The 23,285-nt window shown below is 38.8% G+C and carries 14 protein-coding genes and 1 pseudogene; 9 read left to right on the top strand and 6 right to left on the bottom strand.

The window, feature by feature from the left end:
- Positions 1-70: 70 nt before the first annotated feature.
- Positions 71-649, bottom strand: coding sequence for a YcxB family protein (locus BEN71_RS14780; protein ID WP_068975849.1), 579 nt, complete (start codon positions 647-649; stop codon positions 71-73).
- 99 nt (positions 650-748) lie between these two features.
- Positions 749-2,872, bottom strand: a complete 2,124-nt coding sequence (gene yccS, locus BEN71_RS14775; protein WP_406565281.1) for a YccS family putative transporter — start codon at positions 2,870-2,872, stop codon at positions 749-751.
- Positions 2,873-3,069: 197 nt separating this feature from the next.
- Here yccS and BEN71_RS14770 point away from each other — a divergent pair, with 197 nt between their 5' ends.
- The 3 genes from BEN71_RS14770 to BEN71_RS14760 all read left to right on the top strand — a co-directional run bounded on the left by BEN71_RS14770 (position 3,070) and on the right by BEN71_RS14760 (position 6,308).
- Positions 3,070-4,281: a multidrug effflux MFS transporter gene (locus tag BEN71_RS14770; protein ID WP_068975847.1), complete on the top strand. Its 1,212-nt coding sequence runs from the start codon at positions 3,070-3,072 to the stop codon at positions 4,279-4,281.
- A gap of 639 nt (positions 4,282-4,920) precedes the next feature.
- A complete protein-coding gene (locus tag BEN71_RS14765) occupies positions 4,921-5,370 on the top strand; it encodes an ABZJ_00895 family protein (RefSeq protein WP_068975846.1) in 450 nt (149 codons plus the stop codon).
- A 35-nt stretch (positions 5,371-5,405) separates the two neighbouring features.
- Entirely contained in the window at positions 5,406-6,308 is a 903-nt protein-coding gene (locus BEN71_RS14760; protein WP_068975845.1) for a TIGR01777 family oxidoreductase, read from the top strand.
- 248 nt (positions 6,309-6,556) lie between these two features.
- Here BEN71_RS14760 and thiO read toward each other — a convergent pair whose 3' ends face one another.
- Together thiO and hemB are read right to left on the bottom strand one after the other, a co-directional pair.
- Positions 6,557-7,663, bottom strand: a complete 1,107-nt coding sequence (gene thiO / locus BEN71_RS14755; RefSeq protein WP_068975844.1) for a glycine oxidase ThiO — start codon at positions 7,661-7,663, stop codon at positions 6,557-6,559.
- A 320-nt stretch (positions 7,664-7,983) separates the two neighbouring features.
- Entirely contained in the window at positions 7,984-8,997 is a 1,014-nt protein-coding gene (hemB, locus tag BEN71_RS14750) for a porphobilinogen synthase (protein ID WP_167443679.1), read from the bottom strand.
- A gap of 105 nt (positions 8,998-9,102) precedes the next feature.
- Between hemB and BEN71_RS14745 the strand changes: the two genes are divergently transcribed.
- The 5 genes and pseudogenes from BEN71_RS14745 to BEN71_RS14725 all read left to right on the top strand — a co-directional run.
- Positions 9,103-9,630, top strand: a complete 528-nt coding sequence (locus BEN71_RS14745; protein ID WP_068975842.1) for a thioesterase family protein — start codon at positions 9,103-9,105, stop codon at positions 9,628-9,630.
- A 326-nt stretch (positions 9,631-9,956) separates the two neighbouring features.
- Positions 9,957-11,114, top strand: a complete 1,158-nt coding sequence (locus BEN71_RS14740) for an HlyD family secretion protein (RefSeq protein ID WP_068975841.1) — start codon at positions 9,957-9,959, stop codon at positions 11,112-11,114.
- 6 nt (positions 11,115-11,120) lie between these two features.
- Positions 11,121-12,647, top strand: a complete 1,527-nt coding sequence (locus BEN71_RS14735; RefSeq protein ID WP_068975840.1) for a DHA2 family efflux MFS transporter permease subunit — start codon at positions 11,121-11,123, stop codon at positions 12,645-12,647.
- Between the two features lie 206 nt (positions 12,648-12,853).
- Entirely contained in the window at positions 12,854-14,968 is a 2,115-nt protein-coding gene (locus BEN71_RS14730) for a 3'-5' exonuclease (protein WP_068975839.1), read from the top strand.
- A gap of 239 nt (positions 14,969-15,207) precedes the next feature.
- Positions 15,208-15,342 (top strand): annotated as a pseudogene (locus tag BEN71_RS14725) (endonuclease domain-containing protein); the annotation flags it as partial.
- A gap of 45 nt (positions 15,343-15,387) precedes the next feature.
- Here BEN71_RS14725 and BEN71_RS14720 read toward each other — a convergent pair.
- On the bottom strand, positions 15,388-17,151 hold the full coding sequence (locus tag BEN71_RS14720) for an outer membrane protein assembly factor BamB family protein (protein ID WP_068975838.1): 1,764 nt from the start codon (positions 17,149-17,151) through the stop codon (positions 15,388-15,390).
- 100 nt (positions 17,152-17,251) lie between these two features.
- On the bottom strand, positions 17,252-20,941 hold the full coding sequence (metH, locus tag BEN71_RS14715) for a methionine synthase (RefSeq protein ID WP_068975837.1): 3,690 nt from the start codon (positions 20,939-20,941) through the stop codon (positions 17,252-17,254).
- 558 nt (positions 20,942-21,499) lie between these two features.
- On the opposite strand from metH, the gene BEN71_RS14710 reads away from it, so the two are divergent.
- Positions 21,500-23,122: an inorganic phosphate transporter gene (locus tag BEN71_RS14710; protein ID WP_068975836.1), complete on the top strand. Its 1,623-nt coding sequence runs from the start codon at positions 21,500-21,502 to the stop codon at positions 23,120-23,122.
- Positions 23,123-23,285: the final 163 nt, after the last annotated feature.

Below are 23,285 nucleotides of genomic sequence, written 5' to 3'. Positions count from 1 at the left end.
AGCAATCAAATGAAAGACATAAAAAACCTCCAACTAAGGAGGTTCTTCAAAATCAAAAAAATAGACTTGATTAAAGTGTTTTCGCTTCACCGACAGTTTCTTTCAAGTGCTTACGCAGTGTCGCAAATGGGAAATTCTTACTATCCATACGCTTAGGTAGGATATAAGCACCTTGTTGATCTTTAACTTTAAAGTTTACAAGTAAAAAGTCAGGTGTGTTATACCATTCGTAAATATCTTTCCAACCAATCGTTCCTACACCTTCTTGCATACCCATACCCGATGGAGCAGCCATTTGCTGGCGCATGACGATACCGCTCGGTTGAACACCAAGTTTAATACCCTTAATTTCCTGAACTGGAAACTCATTCATTTTACGTTTTACATACCACTCAAGACCAAATTTACGAACCAAAAGATAGATCGCGACACAGGCTAAAAGTACCCAAAAAAGGATTGTTGAGTAGTTTTTTACGAAAATTAGACCAAGAATAGAAAGTGCAACAATCACCCCCATAATTGCCCAAGCTTTGGTACCAATTTTATTGGTACTACGCCAAATTGCGAGCTGAGCGCTACGTTGTTCAGTTTCTGAAACTTCGTACGGAACGGGTTGTAAGGTATAAGCGTAAATATTCTTGGCAGTCATAGTGTCAGTAGTATATGTAAATCTAGTCAGAGTTTAGCACTAAAACACAAGTTTTAGTGCGCGTATTGTACCAAATATCTAGGCATTTTTTATACTCTTTTATAAAGAAGCCAATTCAGTCGATTGATCATCACGAGCATGACTCAGGTTTTGCTTTAAGTTACTCAATTGTTTCAAAATACTGAACATAAGTGATAATTGTTGCAGAATAATCAATGATTTAGAATCCCTATCTTCAGAGTGATTTAACCGAGTACGAATAGTTTGTAGCATGTTGTGCGCTGTTAAATCAGGCATTTCATCTTTTAATAACGCCCCACGAATATCATCCAGTGCTTGATCAAGTAAATTTAATACTTCTTGATCTTCAATTTTTTCTCTATGCGCACCTAAGGCAGCAATATAGCTGAGAAAGGTATGATTTAAACAGAGAAATTCAAAAGCTAGAGTTTTTTGGCTCGGGTCAAAATCTGGTTCAGTGGCGAGTGTTGAAATTAACGAAGCGACATCCGCATCAGTATTGTTGGCAGCTCGTCGGATAATACGATAATCCAAACTGTTATTACGTCCTTGATAGTACTGACTTACGACATTTTCAAGATAAGCACATTGCGCTTCGAGCGAGCGTTGAATGGTCCGTGGTAAACGACGGAAACGCCAATCTGGAAAAATAAATGTCACCCCTAACCAAGCCAAGGCACAGCCAATAACGGTGTCGATCATACGTGGTAGCGCAGCTTCAAAACCTAAACCATCTAAGTTGAAATTGATCAGCGCCATAATCGTAATAAATGCAGTGGCTTGAGCATATTGTTTACTGCGTAAATCAAAGAACAATACGCCACTAATAATTAACAATAATAATTGCCCTTCAACAGAAGGAACAAAGAATAAAATCGCATAGCCAAGAATAATTCCGCCTAAAGTACCAATGATTCGTAAGCGCAAACGGCGTTTGGTGGCGTTAAAATTGGGCTGACTGACAAATAATGCAGTCAATAAAATCCAGTAACCATATTGAATATTGGTCAGTTGTACAAAAACATAGCCAAAGAATAATACGATCGAGACGCGGATTGCATGACGAAACAGCACCGATTCAGGGGTTAAATGCTGTTTAATTCGAATAACAATATCATCCCAACCTTTTAAATCATCATCTTTGAGTTGATTTTCGATATGCTTACTTTGTTCCAAAGTGATATGGCGTTCTGTTTCAAGGTTGCGCAGTTGAGCATCAATCGATTTTAAATTTTGATAGAGTGAAAATAGGGCATTGACCCAGATCAAATCATATTTTCCTTCGCTTTTAAGTTTGTCCAATGAGTATCGAAGATTTTTAAAAGCATGCTCAAAGCGCTGATTATGCTGATAGGTTGTTCGGTGTAAAATACTATCGCTCAAATCATTACAGGCTTTGGCTTGCATGGATAAAATACGTTGGAAACGAAATAAAATATCACTGTGCTCAAAGATTTTTGCCAGTTTTTGATAATCAATATGTGCTGAATCGGCACGTTCATGAATGTCTTGTGCAACAAAATAATATTGCAGACTACGCCGTGTATCTCGTTGTCCTCGGTCTCCTTTTAAACGAGTCAATAAAGTCACACGCATATCATTGAAAATAGAAATGAGTTTGCCATTTTCCATAGACAGGTTAATCATACTGTCTTGGTAACTGGTTGCAGTCATATCGACATCAAACAGGTTAGATTTTGAAAATAAGAAATTTCCGAGTGACGAAAAACACTGTGATAATTTGTCTTGAACTTGACGAACAGGGAAAAGCAAAAAGCTAATCGTTGAAATTAGCCCATACCAAATTGCACCGATCACCAAAAGACTTGGCTGAATGTACCACTGGTCAAAGAGGTGTACTCCAAGCATGGAGTATACGGAAACCACCAAACAGCCATAAGAAATTGTGGCATAACGACGACCAAGAGAACCCAGTAAAATCCAGCCGATACACGACACGATTAAACCAATAGCAAAAAGTACAGGATATGGAAATAACAAACTGACGGAGGCTGCTGTGACAAAAAAACCAATGTAGGTATAGACTAAGTTCATGATGCGTACTGAGAAACGGTCATCAATGTCACTTAAACCGGCTGCAACGACACCAAGCGTCAGTGGGATGGTCATTAACTGTTGCCCCATAAAATAGGGCACAAAAGCCGTTCCAGCAAAAGCAATAATCATCCTCAAGTTATACATAAAACTTGTGTTATAAGTTGCTTTCTTGAGTTTTAACAGCCAGTTATTCAAAGGAGTGTCCTTATGAAATATTCAGTGTGTTTTACGGTCAGTTGAATGATGTTGCTTGTGTGAATTTTCACTTATCTTTATGACAAATCATACTATGGAGCGTGTAAACTTGTCTGCATCAATCCTCATGAAATTATAAACGATCTATGTCTGAAAAAAACGCGGGACAGCAGTATTCCACGGGCTGGATTATGCTTTTGGCTTTATTTACATCTTTAGGACCCTTGTCTATTGATATGTATTTGCCTGCATTACCAGAAATGGCGCAAGACTTTAATGTCACAACCCAGCAGATTGCGAATACTTTACCTGCATATTTCTTTGGATTGGCTGTAGGACAACTGATTTACGGACCGATTAGTGATCGGATTGGGCGGAAGAAACCTTTATATTTCGGCATGGCACTCTATGCGATCGCAAGCTTGTTGTGTGTTATTGCACCAGATCATTGGTCTTTGATTGCAGCACGGGTTTTACAAGCTTTGGGTGGTTGCGTCGGTGTGGTGATGGCACGCGCGGCGATTCGAGATCGCTTAGATGTGCAAAGTTCTGCTCAAGCATTTTCCAGTATGATGATTGTGATGGGGATTGCACCAATTCTTGCGCCGACACTTGGTGCATGGATTCTGCATTTCTTTAGTTGGCATGCTGTATTTATAGCCCTATGTATCATTGGTGTGATGTGCTTTTTATGTGTGCATTTTCTATTTAAAGAAACACTTGAACCAGAACGTCGTTTAGATTTGAGTTTCAATCAAGTTTTCATCCTGTATGCTTCTATATTTAAAGATAAAAGTTTTAGATTACCGATGATGGCAGGCTGTTTTACGGGGGCAGCATTATTTTGCTACATCAGTTCAGCATCAGCCGTATTGATGGATGGTTATCACCTTACACAACAACAGTTCGCAATTGCCTTTGGTTTTAATGCCTTTGGGATTATTTTAGTTTCAACTTTGAATAAGCATTTAGCCCATAAACTCTCGGTGATTCGTCGGTTAACCATTGGCGGTGTAATTCAATTAACAGGCTCGGTAATTATTGTGATTGCTGGTTTGATGGCGCAAGCACCTTTAGTTTTGGTGATGTTTGGGTTATTTTTAACCGTTTCAGGAATTGGTTTTACGGGACCAAATGCAATGGCTTTTGCGATGTCTGAGCAGGGTGCTCGAGCAGGGACTGCCAGTGCGATTATGGGCAGTATGCAATTTGCATGTGGTTTATTGGGCGGCGTTGTTTTAAATTTCCTTGTATGGAATCACGTGTTAAATATGGGAATTTTAATGCTATTGTTCACGATGGCGGGTTTTGTCGCAATTTTAGCAGTAGGCAAAGACTTAAAAGCCAAAGCGATTTAAATGGGCATTGTTATAATTTGATGTTATGACTTTAAAATAAAGATGTTTTTTAAAAACTATTTTAAAGCTTGCTTGACGGGGTCTTACATCAAGCGTTTAGATTTAGGGATGAGCCTTCGGCTCGACCGCACTTTTGTTTCGGCAAAAGTGGGCAAAACCATTGTCATCCGCAGAACTCGTCAGCTACCGTAAAAATATTGAATAGATCGCAGAAACATTTATGGTCAGAAGTAGTCTTGCCTCAAACAAATGCGGATAACGTTATCGCGTACCCACTTTTTAACGAGATGCAATTTGTGATTTTGATGTTACTGCGTAACATCAGTTCGTTATAATTTAAAAATAGAAATTGGATTTTACAAAAAATAAGACCGACGATTCGAGTGATGAGTAAATCGTCGGTCAAAATACTTCGTTATCTTCGATTTAGGCTGCTATTCTAAATCTTGCAAGAAGCATGAAAAGCTTTTCGTCTCTGGGATTAAGGTCTCCAAATCATCTGCGGATGCCGTGCGTCTGATTCGGTTGCTGCGACCTATACTTATATAACGACAAGGGTTTCAGTTTGGTTGACAAGAAAATGAAAAAAAATTAAAAAAAATTTATAATCAGTTTATTCATTCCAATTAGGTGATGCTCATGGTGTCTTTAAACAAATATTTTTTATGGTTTTTTATCCTTTGTTTAGTGTTAACCATGATTGCAGGTGTACTCGTTGCATTATTGCCTAATCAAATTGCCGGAGTTTTAACTGCGATTCCATACTTGGCTGCAATGATTATTGTTTTACAGCGATTTTTAAAACAACAACGCCGTGCACCGACAGATGCTGAACGTAAAAAATTGACCATTGGTTATACCTTAATTTTTTGGAGTTATAACTTTTTGGGCGTTTTTGCAGGTGTGTTGATCTTTTCGCATAGTGATCCAGAAGTGTGGCAGACTTTTGTGGCTTATATGACGAATTTACGTTTTCTGGGTACAACATTGATTATGCTATTAATGTTGGCGATTCCTTTATATTTAATAACGTATTGGTTTTATGGTAAACAGGCGCAACGTATGGCATTGAAAATGTTTGGTGCGTAATTTAAATCTTCGCTAAAAACAAAAAAGGTGATCTTATGCTGAAGGTTTTAATCACAGGTGCGAGTGGTTTTATTGGTACTCATTTGGTTGATTATTTACTTCAGCATGGTTTCGAGGTCATCGCCTATTCTCGACAAAAACGACATTCGCAAGAAGCAAAATTAACGTGGATAGAAAATTTTACTGAACTTGAAAATACACACATTGATTATGTGGTGAATTTGGCAGGGGAAAGCATCGCTCAAGGTCGTTGGACAGCGCAAAGAAAACAACAATTGATTGATAGCCGAGTTCAAACTACACAGCAATTGTACCAAGCTTTGCGAGATTATCAGATTCAGCCACGATGTATTGTTTCAGGTTCTGCGATTGGTTATTACGGAATAGATCCTACCCAACAATGGCAAAATGAGTGTGACGAAAACTCATCTGCACAAGGCATTTTTATGTCTGAACTGTGTCAGCGATGGGAAGCGGAAGCTTTAGCAGATACGACTCAAAATACTAAAATCATGCGTTTAGGTGTGGTATTTGGGCAAAGAGGTGCGCTTCAACAAATGCTTTTACCGATTAAAATGGGTTTAATTGGACGTATTGGTTCAGGTCAGCAACCGACGACTTGGGTGCATGTGGATGATGTGATTCAAGCAATTTTATTCTTATTTCAAAGTACATCAGATCAGAAAATTTATAATGTGGTTGCTCCTGATCATCTTTATCAAATGCAATTTGTTGGTATTGCAGGCAATGTATTAAAACGTAAACCCTTTTTACCATTACCGAGTTTTGTGATGCGTTTGCTAATGGGTGAGCAAGCGCAATTGGTGTTAAATGGTCAGTATGTTCAGCCCAAAGCTTTGCTTGCTGAGGGCTTTGATTTTCAATATGCAAATTTGGAAAGTGCTTTAAGGCAGATTACACAACATTCGCCCAATTAAATTCTAGGCAATGTTCTAATGCTGATCAGTTAAGCAAAATTATTGGAAAAAATTCCTAAAATCTCCCCTCTTGCGAAGCTAGCTTCTCATCTTTGAAAAAGAGGGGAACTTCTTGCAACTAAAATGATTTTTAGTAATCTTGCGTAGCTGAGCTACTCATCCCTCCTTTGAAAAAGGTGAGGAACATGTTCCGCAAGAGGGAGGATTAAAAAACCTTAACTGGCTAGCATTAAGGCAATGTTCTGCTTTCAGCTCGGTTTTAAACGCTGTGTTGAATAAGCTGTTGCATCGACCAAAGTCTCTTGTTTGAGCATAAGTTGACGAAGTAATTGTGCAGAAGCGGGTCCCATGCATAAACCATTACGATAATGCCCAAAGTTTGCCCAAAGGTTTTCGATTTCAGGCATTTGTCCAATATAGGGAATACCAGTCGGTGAGCTAGGACGTAATCCTGCCCATTGTTTGACGATCGGGAAATTTGCCAATTCAGGCACCATTTCGGTACAGGCTTTATAAATATTTTGCTGTGTTTGTACACTTGGGCGCTGATCAAAACCCAGATGATTCATACTCGAACCGCAAACCACATGACCATCCATACGTGGAATGAGATACATGACATTGTTCATGCACATGGTGGGTAGCCAATTTTCAGGGGTTTTGAACAAGAGCATTTGACCTTGCACAGGCTCAACAGGAATTGACAATTGCAGTTGTTCAGACCAGCAGTTTGACCAAGCCCCCGTTGTAATCACAAATTGATCAGCTTGAAAATGTTGTCCACTTGAAGTTTGAATGGATTGGATTTGGCTATTTTGAAGCTTAAATTTTTCAATCCATGTATTTTCCAAAACTTGGACTTTGGGATGTTGTTTTAAATAGCTAATTAAAGATTTGAGTAAGCGTGGATTGCGCACATTTGCCAATTGCGGAAAATAAATTGCGTGCTGAAATTGTTCAGAAATATGTGGGTTGACTTGTTCGAGAGCTTCTCGTTCTAAGTATTCACAATGTTGCATCGGCTCATTGTATTGATCTTTGTAATTGAGCCCAATTTCAAAATCAGCTTCATCAAAAATCAGCATGCCTGTTTCATGGATTTCAAAATCTATCCCTGTTTCGGGTAAGAGTTTTTCATTCCATTGTTGATACAGTTGTTTACCGTATTGTGCCAAGTGATTGACTTCACGTGGGTAACGCCACGGATACATTGGGGACAAAATGCCACCGCCTGCCCATGAGGCAGCATGTCCTGCTTGTTGTTGGTCAAATATAGTGACTGAACAACCTTGTTCGACGAGTTCAAGGGCAGTGAGTAAGCCGCTGACGCCAGCTCCGATGATTGCGATGTGCATGGTGTATTTTGTACCGAATTTAATTATAAATCAGATTCATTTGTACAGATATTCATGTATTTAGAATAAGATTCTATTTAAGAAGAAGTTAAGGCGGTGTCTTACATCTAAAGTTTTAATGATGGGATTAGCCTTCGGCTCGACCTACTTTTCTTTCGGGAAAAGTAGGCAAAACCATTGTCATCCGCAAAACTCGTTCACTACCATCTTTTGATTAATTGAGTTGCAAAAACATTGAATATCAAAAGTAGTCCTGTCTCAAACACGTTGCGGATGACGTTCACGCGTATCAGATAATATTTAATTGTCTAATAAAACGATTACTTCATCTCTTTTAATTTACGTGCTGCATCTTCTGCAAAGTATGTCCAGATCCCATCTGCACCTGCACGGCGGAAACACATGAGTGATTCCATGATCACGCTGTCAGACAACCAACCATTTTGGATTGCCGCAGCCAACATGGCATATTCACCACTGACTTGATAAACGAATGTAGGAACGCCAAAGGTATCTTTCACTTCACGAACCACATCCAAATAAGGCATACCAGGTTTGACGATGACCATATCTGCACCTTCTTGAATATCAAGGGCAATTTCATGTAGCGCTTCAGCACGGTTGCCGACATCCATTTGGTAATTGTATTTATTACCACCTTTAAGGTTGGAAGAAGAACCAACTGCATCACGGAAAGGACCATAGAAGCTAGATGCATATTTTGCTGAATACGCCATGATGTTGGTATAGATATGACCATTGCTTTCTAGAGCTTGGCGAATCGCACCGATACGACCATCCATCATATCACTTGGCGCAACCACATCTGCACCTGCTTCAGCATGGCTCAAAGCTTGTTTGATGAGGCATTGTACAGTTTCATCGTTCAGCACATAGCCTGTTTCATCAATGATGCCATCTTGACCATGTGTAGTATAAGGGTCGAGTGCGCCGTCAGTGATCAGTACCATTTCTGGCAATTCTTTTTTCAACAGACGTAGTGTATTTTGCACTAAACCATCTTCATGCCAAGCGGCTTCAGCCGTTAAACTTTTGTCTTCTTGTGGTGTAACAGGGAATAAAGCTAATTTAGATACACCCAGTTCAAGTAATGTTTCTGCTTTTTTCAACAATAAATCAGCAGACAAACGTTGCACGTTTGGCATACTTGGTACATCTTGAGTTTGGTTTTGCCCAGGAAGTACAAATACTGGATAAATGAGATGATCTGCTGTGAGTTGAGTTTCACGAACCATTGCTCTTAACTTGTCGTTTTTACGAATACGACGCATACGAGTGGCTGGGAAAGCAGGACGATTGAACGTATAAGTCATAACAATCTCGATTTTCAGTATTAAACTAGGCACATATTGTAGCCCTTTCATATATTTTTTGGGGAAAAGCTACATTTTTTTCTCAATATTGGTTTCGAAATTCTTATGAGTGATTCTCCTAAAACTGATTCTGCACCAAGCGAATCACAAAAAAAGTGGACTGGTAATTTACATTTAGGCGCAAAGGCTGATCTAAATGTGGTGCTTAATCAGCTCACCAAAGCCTTTAATGGTTCGCCGTATTTTTCACACAACAGTATGCAAATGCGTGTGGTGGATAATGAAATAGAAGGCTATATCGAAATGAAACCTTTTCTGATTGGAAATGTTGCTTTTCAAATCTTACATGGTGGTGTTGCTGCAACTTTACTCGACAGTATTGGTGGAATTGTGGCGATGGGCGAGTTGTACAAACGAGCAGAACCTGACCAATTACCTGATACGTTGAAAAAAGTTTCGCGTTTGGCAACGGTGGATATGCGTGTTGATTATCTTGCACCTGGTCGTGGTGAGTATTTTATTGCCAAAGCTGAAACGCTGAGAATGGGACGTAAAGGTTGTACGATGCGTATGACTATGGTGAATAATGAAGGTAAGGCGATTGCAACTGCGATCGCGTCTTATGCCTATTGATCAAGTTGACAAAGTGTACCCTTAAGTACACTTTGTATAATTTATGTCAATAGAAGTCACTAAATTGAGCATTTTGGTGACTTATTTTTTGAGTAAAATAATATTAAAATCAATAACATTATTCTAAAATATAGAGATAAACTCTAGAGTTATATTTTTATTCTCACCATATGATTTTTACCTGTAAAATTATCCATCACAATTTTTATAAATTGACTGAATCATCACATCAAATATATGCCTGATTCTCACTAAGCAAATATTCAGCTTAGTGGCACAGACTGTACCGATGTTTTGACCCATTTAAAGTAAGCCAGGAAGATGCGATGACTGACGCGCCCACTACGAATGCCTCTCCAAATGATGAGCTTGAAGCTCAAGTGGATTTGCAGGCTAAACAAAAACGTAAAAAAATGCTGAAGATTTTTGCCTTTATCGTTATTGCCATCGCAATACTCTATGCCATTTGGGCTTTAGTTTTTGGTAATACCGTAGAAACTGACAATGCTTATGTGGGCGCTGAAACAGCTGCGGTTACATCCATGGTCAGTGGTCAGGTTGAAAAAGTATTGGTCAGTGATACACAACAAGTGAAAAAGGGCGATGTGCTTGCAATTATTGATAATCGTGATGCGAAAATTGCGCTTGCTCAAGCTGAAGCGCAATTGGCAAAAGCCAAACGTCAATTTACCCAAAGTTCAGCCAATAGCAGTTCTTTGTCTTCTCAAATTTTGATTAGTAGCGACGACATTAACAGTGCTAAAGCACAAGTGGCACAAGCTGAAGTGGCTTTTACCCAAGCGCAACAAGAATTTGCTCGTCGTCAGCAGTTGAATGCGACTGGTGCAATTTCAAAAGAAGAATTTAGCAAAGCGCAAAGTGCTTTAGATAATGCCAAAGCCAGCGTGAATGTTGCCAAAGCAGTGTTGGCACAAACGGAGTCTAAACGCAAAGCGGCACAAAGTAATTTAGATGCCAATGAAGCCTTAATTCGAGGTACTTCACAAAGTTCGACACCCGATGTTTTGGCGGCTCAAGCCGTTGTCGATCAAGCGCTTTTAGATTTACAACGTACTGAAATTAAAGCACCTCTAGATGGTGTGATTGCAGGTCGTAGTATTCAAATTGGACAACGTGTTGCTGCGGGTTCAAGTCTGATGAAAATTGTTCCGATTTCAGAACTTTATGTCGATGCGAATTTTAAAGAAAGCCAGTTGAAAGATGTCAAAGTTGGACAAAAAGCGACATTAACTTCTGATCTATATGGGAAAAAAGTTGAATATCACGGTACTGTAATTGGTTTCTCTGGTGGTACAGGTTCTGCTTTTGCCTTAATTCCTGCACAGAATGCAACAGGGAACTGGATCAAAGTGGTTCAACGCCTTCCTGTACGTATCAAACTTGATCCTAAAGAACTTGCTGAACATCCATTACGCGTTGGTTTGTCAATGAATGCAGAGGTTGATACCTCAACAGCGAAGTAATCGCTTATGAATACAGCAACTTTTTCAGGTGAGCTTAAAGGCGGGCGTTTACTTTTAGCAGCATTTTTTTTAGCGCTCGCCAATTTTATGGTCGTACTCGATATGACCATTGCCAATGTCTCTGTACCACATATTACAGGGAGTTTGGCGGTTTCAAGTTCTCAAGGGACTTGGGTCATTACCTCCTATGCAGTAGCAGAAGCAATCTGTGTACCTCTGACAGGATGGTTAGCAGGGCGTTTTGGTGCAGTTCGAGTCTTTACCATTAGTTTGATTGGCTTTACGACATTTTCCATTCTTTGTGGTTTATCCAATAGCCTCGCCATGTTGGTAATTTGTCGTATTGGGCAGGGGCTATTTGGTGGTCCAATCATGCCACTCAGTCAAACTTTGTTGATGCGTATTTTCCCTCCTGAAAAGCATTCGCAAGCGATGGGCATGTGGGCGATGACCACCGTGGTTGGTCCAATTTTAGGACCAATTCTTGGGGGGACAATCAGTGATAATTTCTCATGGCATTGGATTTTCTTCATTAACATACCTGTAGGTGTGTTGTGTGCTGTGGGTGTGATGCGTTTGATGAAAACTGCTGAAACACCGATTGCTAAACTTCCAATTGATACGATTGGTTTAACTTTGCTGATCGTATGGATTGGTGCACTTCAGTTAATGCTCGATTTGGGGCATGAGCGTGATTGGTTTAGTAGTACGTTTATTTGTATTCTCGCCGTGATTTTGGTGGTTGGATTTATTGCTTTCTTCATTTGGGAATATTATGAAAAGCATCCAATCGTGAATATCCAGATTTTCCGATACCGTGGCTTTACTATTGCGACGATTTCTCTGGCGTTTGCCTTTGCAGCATTCTTTGGCAGTATCGTGCTGATTCCGCAATGGTTGCAGATTAATTTAGGTTATACCGCATCTTGGGCAGGTTATCTGACGGCGACGATGGGTTTTGGTAGTTTGATGATGTCGCCAATTGTGGCAAAACTCGCAACCAAATATGATCCGAGGGCATTGTCCAGTTTTGGTCTGATGATCTTGGGCGGTGTGACCTTGATGCGTTCATTCTGGACCAGTGATGCAGATTTTATGGCATTGGCTTTACCACAGATTATTCAAGGTTTTGCTGTACCGTTCTTCTTTATTCCATTATCCAATATTGCATTGGGTGTGGTTCGCCCTGATGAAGTGGCTTCGGCAGCAGGTTTGATGAACTTTATGCGAACCATGGCAGGGGCGATTGGTGCTTCGATTGCAGTCACAATCTGGGATGACCATACCAAGCTCTCTCGAAGTGAAATCGTTTCGACCATGCATATTGAAGATACTCAGAATAAGTTAATGAGTAATGGTTTTAGCTCCGATACTGCATTGGGGGTGATTTCCAATTTGGTCGATAAAGAGGCTTTAACGCTTTCAGTCAATCATGTGTTTTTGATTTTTGCGATGGTTTTTATCTTTGCTGGTTTGATTATTTGGTTGTGTCCTAAGCCAACCAATAGTGTGGGGCCAGGTGCTGCGCATTAAGTTGAAGGTTTTATTGAAAGCCTGCTGAAAAGTGGGCTTTTTGTTTGGAGTACTTCTTTTGTTGAGTATGTTTTATGATCTATTTTGATGGTTAAAATTGTTATTAAGAATAATTAAATAATTGATTTTTATTCTTAAATTTTGATATATCTCGTATAAATGAATATAATTTATAAATTAATATTCTATCAAGAGTAAATAACCTCGTGGCTGAACTGATTCCTCCCAGTATACAACAACTAAAGTCTGCATCGAGTGGGGAACGTAAGGTTTATCAATTGCTTGAAACTATTTTTCAGCATGATAATGCTATCATTTGGCATGAGCCTAAAGCTTTAAACCGCTATACCGATTTTATTGTATGGTTGCCTGAGCATGGTTTGCTGGTGATCGAAGTCAAAGACTGGTCAAAAGAACGCTTTGAAACCTTAAATCCCGAAATGTTTACAGGGCGTTTTTATAATAAAAATAATGCAAAGGCAGTTCCTGTACAAAACCCCGAACAGCAGGTGCGTAAGTGCATGCTGAATATTCTGAATCAATTTAAAAAGACCGCGGTATTTTTACAGCAGAATGGACCTTATCAGGGCAATGTCAAATTTCCGATCAGCAGTTGTGTCATTTATACCGAACTGAAAGAACAGGATGCCCATGAAATAGGCTTAAGCCTGCCTTCAATCACAACAGCACATAAAACCATTTATAAAGATGACTTACGCCTAGTTGCTGAAAATAAAACATTTAAAAATAAACTGATCGCAGCATTTAAAGACGTCGCATTTCCTTTTGAAGCACTGAGCTACGCAGAAGAAAAATTTCTACGTTATATGATTTTTCCTGAAATTCGGGTCAATGAATTTAAGCAGGATGAACTGTTTGCAGTTGAGCCACAGGAGGTCAAAGCGCTTGATTTATCTCAGGAGTCGATTGCGAAAAATATTGGTGATGGACACCGTATTTTAAAAGGTGTGGCAGGTAGTGGCAAAACGCTGGTGCTGGCTTGTCGCGCTAAATATTTAAAAACGATTTATCCCGAATATAAAATTTTAGTGGTCTGTTATAACAATTCACTGTGTAACCATTTACGGCATATGTTTGGCGATGACTTTAATGAAAAACTTGAAGTCAGAAACTTCCATAGTCTGGTTAAGCAGATCACATCTGCAAACCTGTCCATGCTTAAAAATGAAAAGCAGACGGACTATAACAGCCGTGTCGGGCAGATATTGCTGGATCATCTGGAACAGAGCGGTCTGGCTGAAACCGAAAAGTACGATGCCATTCTGATTGATGAAGGGCAGGATTTTGCTCAGGAATGGATTATTGGTTTATCTCAGCTGGTGAAGGCTGAAACCAACAATATTCTGTTCTGCTACGATCCTGCACAGAATATTTTTAACCGAAAAAAACCGAGCTGGCGTTCTGTTGGTTTACAGGTGCAGGGGAAAAAGCCCATTGAACTGTATAAATGCTATCGTAATACCAAAGAAATTTTGGATATAGCAAAAGCATTTTTAAATCCTAAAGCATTGGATAGTCTAGAAAATAATGATGAATATGACCGTGTTTTAGACCCCGATACAGGTGAGTGTAAAACAGGGGAATATCCGAGTATTTATCATGAAAATGATGTACGTCATTTGGCAGATCTGATTGCCCGCAAAATTCGTCAGTTACTTAAATCCGATACAGCACCGAAAGATATTGCAGTGTTACAGGCAAAGTCTGCTGAATACGAAATTTTTGTGACGGAACTGAAGTCTAGACTCAGTACTTATATGCCTGATACTGAGGTTGAATTGGTTTTCAGCAGTGCTGAAAAGAAAGCGCTGGATTTGAATAAAAACTCAATCAAGATTATGAATGTTGAATCTTCTAAAGGTCTGGAGTTCCCACATGTATTTTTTGTGGGACTGGATTATATGCCACGTATTGGTGAAAACCGTGACATGGATTCTGAGCGGAAATTGGCTTATGTGGGTATGACCCGTGCTCAGAATAAACTGTTTATTTTAGGGTGTGAAAATAAAGGCTTTCTTGCCGATATTAAAGAGATATATGAACAAACGGCTGCTCAGGTCGAGGTTATAGAAAGCTCGGTTGAGGTGAGTATTGAAAAAGCTGAAGAACAGGTTCCAGCATCAAATACTGAAGCAGCAGATAATTCGATGATTGGGCAGAAATGGACTGAGGATGAAGAAGTCCGTTTGATTGATGCTTTTATGGATGAAAAGTTGTCGATTAAGGAAATTGCGAAACGGCATAATCGTAAAGAGGGTGGGATTCGGGCGAGGTTAAAGAAATTACGGTTGGTGGATTAGTTTTTACTGACATTCCAATTTAAAAGAAATCAGAGCGAAGTTTGATTGAAAAGTGGCTTTTCTGATCAAAGGATGATTGTTTTTCTTGTTTTAGGTACACTTATTTGAAATCCGAACTCCTTTAAGACCCCTCTTTATTAAAATTAAAGAGGGGGTTAGGGAGAAATTAGAATAATTGAGAATAATAGAAACCTTACAATAAAAACTTGAAACAAGTTTCGCGTAACTTACGTAGCAATATGACCGACGCAGAAAAGTTATTGTGGTCAAAACTTCGGAATAAGCAAATTTTAGGTTTGCAGTTTTATCGACAGAAACCGCTTTTAAATTACATCGTAGATTTTTACTGTCCATCAGCAAATTTAGTCATTGAGTGAGATGGTAGTTAGTATCTTTGGTGAAATTTATTTAATATTCTATTAAATATTCTCGATGCAATATAAGTAACCTTCGCCTGTACCAATAATTATCTTATTATTAACTAGTTTAGGAGTTGAGTAGATAGAAAAACCAACTCTATTTTCCCATTCAGTAGCTTCGAATTCATTTGTTTGTTCCTGAAACTTGTCATAAACAACCCCATGACATTGATGAGAACCAAGAAATAGTCCCCATTCTTTTGTGTGATTTTCAAGATTGATTTTATATAAATATCCATCATGTCTGGCTAAATAACAAAAGCTTTGATGAATTATTGGAGAAGACCATTGTTGAAACATTGATTTACCAATGGGTAGTATCCATGTGTTTTTTCCTGATGAACTATCAACACCACCTAGTTCATTAGAGTATGGGTGAGTAAAAATTACTTCATTTTTATATAACAATAAATTTGTGCGTATATTTCCATAATGATGAGAATTATCTATGGGACTTGAGTGCCAAATAATATTTCCTGTATCTAAATTGACTTTGCAAATAGGAGGATAGGAATAGTATGTCTCACGAGAATAAGAAATGTATAAAAAATTTTCATGTAGCAATGGTTTGCTGTATATTTCTGGAATTGAATAACCAGTTTTTGAATATTCATCTGGGTATTTAAGTTGTATTCTTTTTAATAATTGGAATTGAAAATTATTTTCACCATAAATTAATAATTGACCAGATGTAGTCGGTATGATGATATTTTGATCATGAGTTAGTCCAAAAGTTTTTATATCACCCATAATCGTTTCTTTAGTCTGAACTTTATCAAAAACGTCTCCATTTATTGGATCTAACCAATACATGTTGCCTTGATAAGTTATTACTAATAAATAATAATCATGGGATCTCATATGTTTAATAATTGTAGTTATGACTCCAGAATCTAGTTTTAATTTCCAAATCAATTTCCCTTCTAAACTTGAAAGGCAATATAAATAACCATTATCACAACCGAAATATATAAAACCATCAAGTAAAGCAATTTCATTAACATCTGAATTTGTTGCAAAAAACCAAATGATTTGTCCAGTATCAATATCTAAACAATATGCCCCATCATATTTATCAGCTTTATTCCATTCAGATCCAGCGGATCCTATATAGATTTTATGACCATTTATTAAAGGTGTATTTTTACGTGTTTGAATACCAATATACCTTGACCATATGACTTTAGGTAATCTTGAGTGATAAGGATCGAAGAAAGCCACCTTTTGCGAAATTAAATTATTAGTTTCTTTAACTATATTATTTGTTTCTTTAGCTATTAGAAGTTCTTTAATTTGAAATATATCATCATATAAATCAAATTTTTTAAGATAATTGATTAAGTCCTCTCCATCTAAAAGCTTAAAAAAATCTTTTTTTAAATTAAACTTAATAATTTGAGTTTCAGTCCATTTTTGCCACCAGAAATGTTCTTCAAGTGTCAAATTTTTAGGGAGGCAGAGAACCCATTCTCCACAATTGATATCCTTATTTTCAATAATTCTTTTGAAGGACTCACGTATTTGACTCTTTTGGGAGTCTCCTAATTGATTTAAATGAAATTTGCATTGAAAGATTATGATTTCACTAAGAATATTCCCTACAAATATATCAATACCTGCATCACCTTGATTTAGTTCAACACGTTTTACGTTTTCATTAGGATATAGTTCTTTAATTATTCTTCGGCAAACTTCTTCGAACCCTTCTCTAGCACCCTGAATATTTCCATAAATAGAGATTAAGTCTGACCAATTACGCTTCATGAATATTGTGACAAGTAATTAATTATTATTAAGATTATATACTGTTTCCTAAGTAAAAAAAATCCCCTCACTCGAGGGGATTTTTTATTCTAATGGAAAGTTACTGAACCGAATCATCCAAATTAGGCGCTAACCAACGCTTCGCCTCATCCATTGTCCAACCCTTACGCTTCGCATAATCCTCAAGCTGATCCTGAGCAATTTTACCCACGTTAAAGTATTCAGACTGCGGGTTTGCATAATAGAAACCGCTGACAGATGACGGTGGCCACATCGCAAAACTAGTAGTCAGTTGCGTACCAATCTTATCGGTAGAACCTAACCAGTCAAACAAAGATGCTTTTTCAGAATGCTCAGGACAAGCAGGGTAGCCTGGTGCAGGACGAATACCGACATACTTCTCTTTAATCAACTCTTCATTGCTTAAACTTTCAGACGCTTGATTGCCCCAGAACTCTTTACGGATACGCTCATGCAAATGCTCCGCAAACGCTTCAGCAAAACGGTCACCTAAAGATTGCGCAAGAATCGCAGAATAATCATCACCTTTGGCTTTATATTCATGCGCCATTTCTTCCGCACCAAAGATCGATACGGTGAAACCACCTAACCAGTCTTCCGCTTGATCTTTCGTTGCCACAAAGTCAGCCAATGACAAGTTTGGTTTGCCTGTGACTTTGTCAGACTGCTGACGGATATGATGGAATGTATGTGTCACCGATTGACCATCTTCCGTATAAACTTCAACAGAATCAGCCGCAGAACGGTTCGCAGGGTAGATGCCAAACACAGCACGTGCATCAAAACGTTTATTTTCAATAATGTCTTTCAACATTTCCTGCGCTTGATTGTATAAATCAGTCGCAGCTTCACCCACTACTTCATCTGTCAGAATTTTCGGGAATTTACCTGCCAGACTCCATGAAATAAAGAATGGTGTCCAGTCAAAATATTCCACCAATGTTTCAAGCGGATAATTGGTGAGTGTTTGCATACCAATGAAGTTTGGCTTCGCAGGCTTATTCGCTGCGAAGTCAATTTTCAAACCATTTTCAATGGATTCTGCATAAGACAGTTTGGCAGCTTTTGGCTGTTTGTTGGCAATACGTTCACGGACTTTTTCATATTCCGCACGGGTTTCTTCAACAAATTTCGGCTTCATTTCTTTAGAAAGTAAAGTCGTTGCCACACCCACAGCACGTGATGCATCGGCAACATAAATCACCGCATCATTTGAATATTGTGGGTCAATTTTTACTGCTGTATGTGCTTTAGAGGTTGTTGCACCACCAATCAACAATGGCACATGGAAACCTTTACGTTGCATTTCTTTGGCAACAAAAACCATTTCATCCAAAGATGGCGTAATTAAACCTGACAAACCGATAATATCGACATTTTCATCAATCGCAGTCTGTAAAATTTTCTCAGCAGGTACCATCACGCCAAGGTCAATGATGTCATAACCATTACAGCCTAAAACCACGCCCACGATATTTTTACCAATGTCATGTACGTCGCCTTTTACGGTTGCCATCAGGACTTTACCTTTAGACTGACCGCCAGACTTTTCAGCTTCAATGAATGGATTCAGCCAAGCTACAGCTTGTTTCATTACACGGGCAGATTTCACCACTTGTGGGAGGAACATTTTACCTGAACCGAACAGGTCACCGACCACATTCATACCATCCATCAATGGACCTTCGATCACATCAAGCGGACGTGCTGATTTTAAACGTGCTTCTTCGGTATCTTCATCAATAAAAGTGGTGATGCCTTTAACCAAAGCATGTTCAAGACGTTTTTCGACAGGAAGTTCACGCCATTCCAGATTTTCGACCTGTTTTTGTGCTGCACCCTGACCACGGTATTTTTCAGCCACTTCAAGCAATTTTTCAGTCGCTTCTTGATGACTTTCGCCCTGATTCTGATTCAGAATCACATCTTCAACCGCAGCTTTTAATTCAGCATCAATGTCATCGTAAATCGCCATTTGACCGGCATTTACAATACCCATGGTCATGCCTTGTTTGATGGCATGATAAAGGAACACAGAATGAATCGCTTCACGTACAGGCTCATTACCACGGAATGAGAACGATACGTTAGATACACCGCCTGAAATCATTGCATGTGGCAGATTTTGTTTAATCCAACCTGTCGCTTCAATAAAATCAACTGCATAGTTGTTATGTTCTTCAATCCCTGTTGCCACAGCAAACACGTTTGGATCGAAAATAATATCTTCAGCAGGGAAGCCAACATCATTGACCAATACATCATAAGAACGCTTACAGATTTCACGCTTACGTGCTGCTGTATCTGCCTGACCTGTTTCATCAAATGCCATGACGATGATCGCTGCACCGTACTGACGGCATAAACGTGCTTTTTGTACAAACTCGTCATAACCTTCTTTGAGGGAAATTGAGTTCACTACAGGTTTACCCTGAACGCATTTCAAGCCTGCTTCAATGATTTCCCATTTTGATGAGTCAATCATGATCGGCACTTTAGAAATTTCAGGTTCAGATGCAACCAGATTGAGGAAATGCACCATCGCACCTTGCGAATCAAGCATCCCTTCATCCATGTTAATGTCGATCACCTGTGCGCCTGCAACCACTTGTTGCAATGCCACATCCAACGCTTCAGCAAAGTTTTCTTCACGGATTAAACGCAAGAATTTTTTAGAACCTGTGACGTTGGTACGTTCACCGACATTTACAAACAAAGAATCATCATAAATGTTAAACGGCTCTAAACCACTTAAACGGCATGCAGGTTTGGTTTCAGGCACTTGGCGAGGTTTGATGTCTTTGACTGCATTGTAAATAGCACGAATATGATCAGGTGTGGTACCACAACAACCACCCGTAATATTGATCAAACCGCTTTCGGCAAATTCTTTTAAGAATGCAGCTGTTTCTTCAGGGGTTTCATCATAACCACCGAAGGCATTGGGTAAGCCAGCGTTTGGATGCGCTGAAACAAATGTATCGGCAACATCGGAAATGGTTTTTACGTGTGGACGCATGGCATCTGCACCGAGCGCACAGTTAAAACCAATCGACAATAAATCACCATGACGGACTGAGTTCCAGAATGCTTCCGCAGTTTGACCTGTGAGGGTACGACCCGATGCATCGGTAATCGTTCCTGAAATCATCAATGGCAATTCATAACCAAGCTGATTAAACACCTCTTTAACCGCAAAAATTGCTGCTTTACAGTTCAGGGTATCGAATACAGTTTCGATCAAGAGAATGTCCGCACCACCTTCGATCAAGGCATGTGCAGCTTCAATATAATTTTCTTTTAACTCATCAAAAGTAATGTTACGGAACGCAGGGTCATTTACATTTGGAGAAATCGAACAGGTACGTGATGTAGGACCAAGCACACCCGCCACAAAACGTGGTTTTTCAGGCGTTGAATATTTTTCACACGCCGCTTTGGCAATGCGTGCTGCTTCAAAGTTGATCTCATGGACATATTCTTCCATGTGATAGTCCGACATTGAAACTTTTGTGCCATTGAACGAGTTAGTTTCAATGATGTCTGCACCTGCATCCAGGTACGCTTCATGAATGCCCTGAATGATTTGCGGTTGAGTCAGAACCAAAAGGTCATTATTGCCTTTAAGATCCGATGCCCAGTCGGCAAAACGTTCACCACGATAGTCGGCTTCTTCTAATTTATGGCGTTGGATCATGGTACCCATCGCACCGTCAATGATCAGGATGCGTTGGGCGAGAAGCGCTTTTAAGGTGGCAAGTGTCGACATTCAAAACTCTCAGCTGGCTTTTTTAAACGTGCAATATATTAACAGATACTGTATGCGATTACTGCAAAAGCTGATTTCAAGCGCATTTTCTTACATGAGAATGATTCATTTTAGAAATTGGTTATTTTGATATGTTCTTAAAATCAATTCTGGTATTTTACTTCGCTATATCGATAGCGCATATCGTTATTGTGAAATTTGCATCAAAAAATAGTCGAATAGGTAAATAAAACAATCACAGTAGGTGATCATGCAATGTTTATTTTTTCATCATATTGTCATATACATCATGCAAAATTTGAAGATTAATTTTTACAGTAGTCATATTTGATAGAAATATTACAAATAATATTTCAGTTAGAATTGTAATGATTTGCAAACTTATTATTTTGATAAATATATGATTAATATAAATAAAAATATTGACCTTATCGCAACTGTTGCGAAGTAATGAAGTGAAATAATTTAAAAATTCACTTTATATGGCAGTCGTTTGTCATATAATTGTCACAATTTAATTGAACAATAAGCGCATTCTAATATTCGCTATATTTCTGCATGAATTCGAATTTACCTCCCGTCTCAGATTCTGCACAAGCTCAAAAGGCTGTCAAATCGACGAATGTGCATGTTCCTACACCGAAATTTTTTATGCCGGTGTTTTTGACGATCATTATTGCTACCCTGATTTATATTGGTGTGCAACTTAGTGCAGATTTAGCACATGTTCCTGCTTTAAGTTTATATTCTGTCATTCTTTTAGCGACAGCTTTATTCATTGCTTTGGGCTTTGAGTTTGTCAATGGTTTCCATGACACAGCCAATGCTGTAGCAACCGTAATTTATACCAATGCGCTACCTGCACCTGTTGCAGTGATGTGGGCTGGTTTTTGTAATTTTTTAGGGGTAATGGTTGCAAGTGGTGCAGTGGCTTATGGCATCATCGCGTTACTTCCGGTTGAACTGATTATGAATGTTGGTTCAGGTGCAGGATTCGCAATGGTTTTTGCGATGTTAATCGCTGCCATTCTTTGGAACTTAGGTACATGGTTCCTTGGTATTCCAGCATCGAGTTCACATACCTTGATTGGTTCGATTCTGGGTGTGGGGATCATGAACTACATTTTGCATTCATCTAGTGGTGCAAGTGGTGTAGACATGGATCAAGTTCTCAAAGTCGGTAAGGCTTTGTTATTCTCACCTTTGATTGGTTTTGCTTTTGCTGCAGTTGTATTCTTATTGGTTAAAAAAATCTTTAAGAAACAAGTTGAATTATTCCAACCACCAGAAGGGAATAAGCCCCCTCCACCTTTGATTCGTGCCATTTTGATTTTCACCTGTACAGGTGTGAGTTTTGCGCATGGTTCAAATGATGGGCAAAAGGGTATGGGCTTGATCATGTTGATTTTGATCGGTTTAGTGCCATTGGCTTATTCTTTGAATAAAAACTTAGATCAACAACATTTACAGTCTTTCTCACAATTGTCTACACAAACTGCGACAGCGATTTATGCGCAACACGCAGATATTCCAGATGAAAAAGCACGTGTGACGATTACCAAATTTATTCAAACCAAAGAGATCAACCCAGAAGTTGTTCCTGCTTTGGCAAGTTTGACGGATCATTTAGGTGAACGTGTTGCCAAGTATGGTGATTTAAAAGATATTCCAGAAGCTGAAGTATCGTCATTACGTAATGATATGTACTTGAGTACGACTGCTTTTAAACGTTTAGATAAAGCGGAACAACTTCCTGCCATGTCTACAGAACAAAAGAAAGTGGTAAAAGAGTACCGCAGCAACTTAGATTCGTTCCTACAATATATTCCAAACTGGGTGAAAGTTGCAGTTGCATTGGCACTCGGTTTAGGAACAATGGTGGGTTGGAAGCGTATTGTTGTGACAGTGGGTGAGCGTATTGGTAAGCATCACATGACTTATGGTCAAGGGATGTCTGCTGAGTTGGTTGCAATGACGACAATTGCAGCAGCGGATGGTTTTGGTTTGCCTGTATCAACAACGCATGTTTTAAACTCTGCGGTTGCAGGTACCATGGTTGCCAATAAAACAGGTCTAAATTTCGCGACAGTGAAAACAATTCTTTCTGCTTGGATCTTTACATTACCTGCGACGATTTGTTTATCTGGTGCGTTATTCTGGTTGTTATTGAAAGTGTTCTAACTTTAACAAGATCTTGTATGATCTGAATGGTTATATGATAAAAAGGATGTATTTTATACATCCTTTTTTTGTTGCTTACTTATTGTCTTAATAGAACCATCACAATTTTATCATTGAAAAAAAAATTAAAAATAACTAAGGTGTGGCAGTAAATTGAACTTGA

The organism is Acinetobacter wuhouensis, from assembly GCF_001696605.3.
Taxonomy (GTDB): Bacteria; Pseudomonadota; Gammaproteobacteria; order Pseudomonadales; family Moraxellaceae; genus Acinetobacter; species Acinetobacter wuhouensis.
The sequence above is the reverse complement of the archived record's forward strand: the minus strand, read 5'-3'. Positions and strand labels throughout refer to the sequence as shown.

What these genes read in the sequence shown, in the direction of transcription:
- BEN71_RS14780 (WP_068975849.1), bottom strand. Translation starts at nt 649, where the DNA reads ATGACTGCCAAGAATATTTACGCTTATACCTTACAACCCGTTCCGTAC.
- yccS (WP_406565281.1), bottom strand. Translation starts at nt 2,872, where the DNA reads ATGTATAACTTGAGGATGATTATTGCTTTTGCTGGAACGGCTTTTGTG.
- BEN71_RS14770 (WP_068975847.1), top strand. Translation starts at nt 3,070, where the DNA reads ATGTCTGAAAAAAACGCGGGACAGCAGTATTCCACGGGCTGGATTATG.
- BEN71_RS14765 (WP_068975846.1), top strand. Translation starts at nt 4,921, where the DNA reads ATGGTGTCTTTAAACAAATATTTTTTATGGTTTTTTATCCTTTGTTTA.
- BEN71_RS14760 (WP_068975845.1), top strand. Translation starts at nt 5,406, where the DNA reads ATGCTGAAGGTTTTAATCACAGGTGCGAGTGGTTTTATTGGTACTCAT.
- thiO (WP_068975844.1), bottom strand. Translation starts at nt 7,663, where the DNA reads ATGCACATCGCAATCATCGGAGCTGGCGTCAGCGGCTTACTCACTGCC.
- hemB (WP_167443679.1), bottom strand. Translation starts at nt 8,997, where the DNA reads ATGACTTATACGTTCAATCGTCCTGCTTTCCCAGCCACTCGTATGCGT.
- BEN71_RS14745 (WP_068975842.1), top strand. Translation starts at nt 9,103, where the DNA reads ATGAGTGATTCTCCTAAAACTGATTCTGCACCAAGCGAATCACAAAAA.
- BEN71_RS14740 (WP_068975841.1), top strand. Translation starts at nt 9,957, where the DNA reads ATGACTGACGCGCCCACTACGAATGCCTCTCCAAATGATGAGCTTGAA.
- BEN71_RS14735 (WP_068975840.1), top strand. Translation starts at nt 11,121, where the DNA reads ATGAATACAGCAACTTTTTCAGGTGAGCTTAAAGGCGGGCGTTTACTT.
- BEN71_RS14720 (WP_068975838.1), bottom strand. Translation starts at nt 17,151, where the DNA reads ATGAAGCGTAATTGGTCAGACTTAATCTCTATTTATGGAAATATTCAG.
- metH (WP_068975837.1), bottom strand. Translation starts at nt 20,941, where the DNA reads ATGTCGACACTTGCCACCTTAAAAGCGCTTCTCGCCCAACGCATCCTG.
- BEN71_RS14710 (WP_068975836.1), top strand. Translation starts at nt 21,500, where the DNA reads ATGAATTCGAATTTACCTCCCGTCTCAGATTCTGCACAAGCTCAAAAG.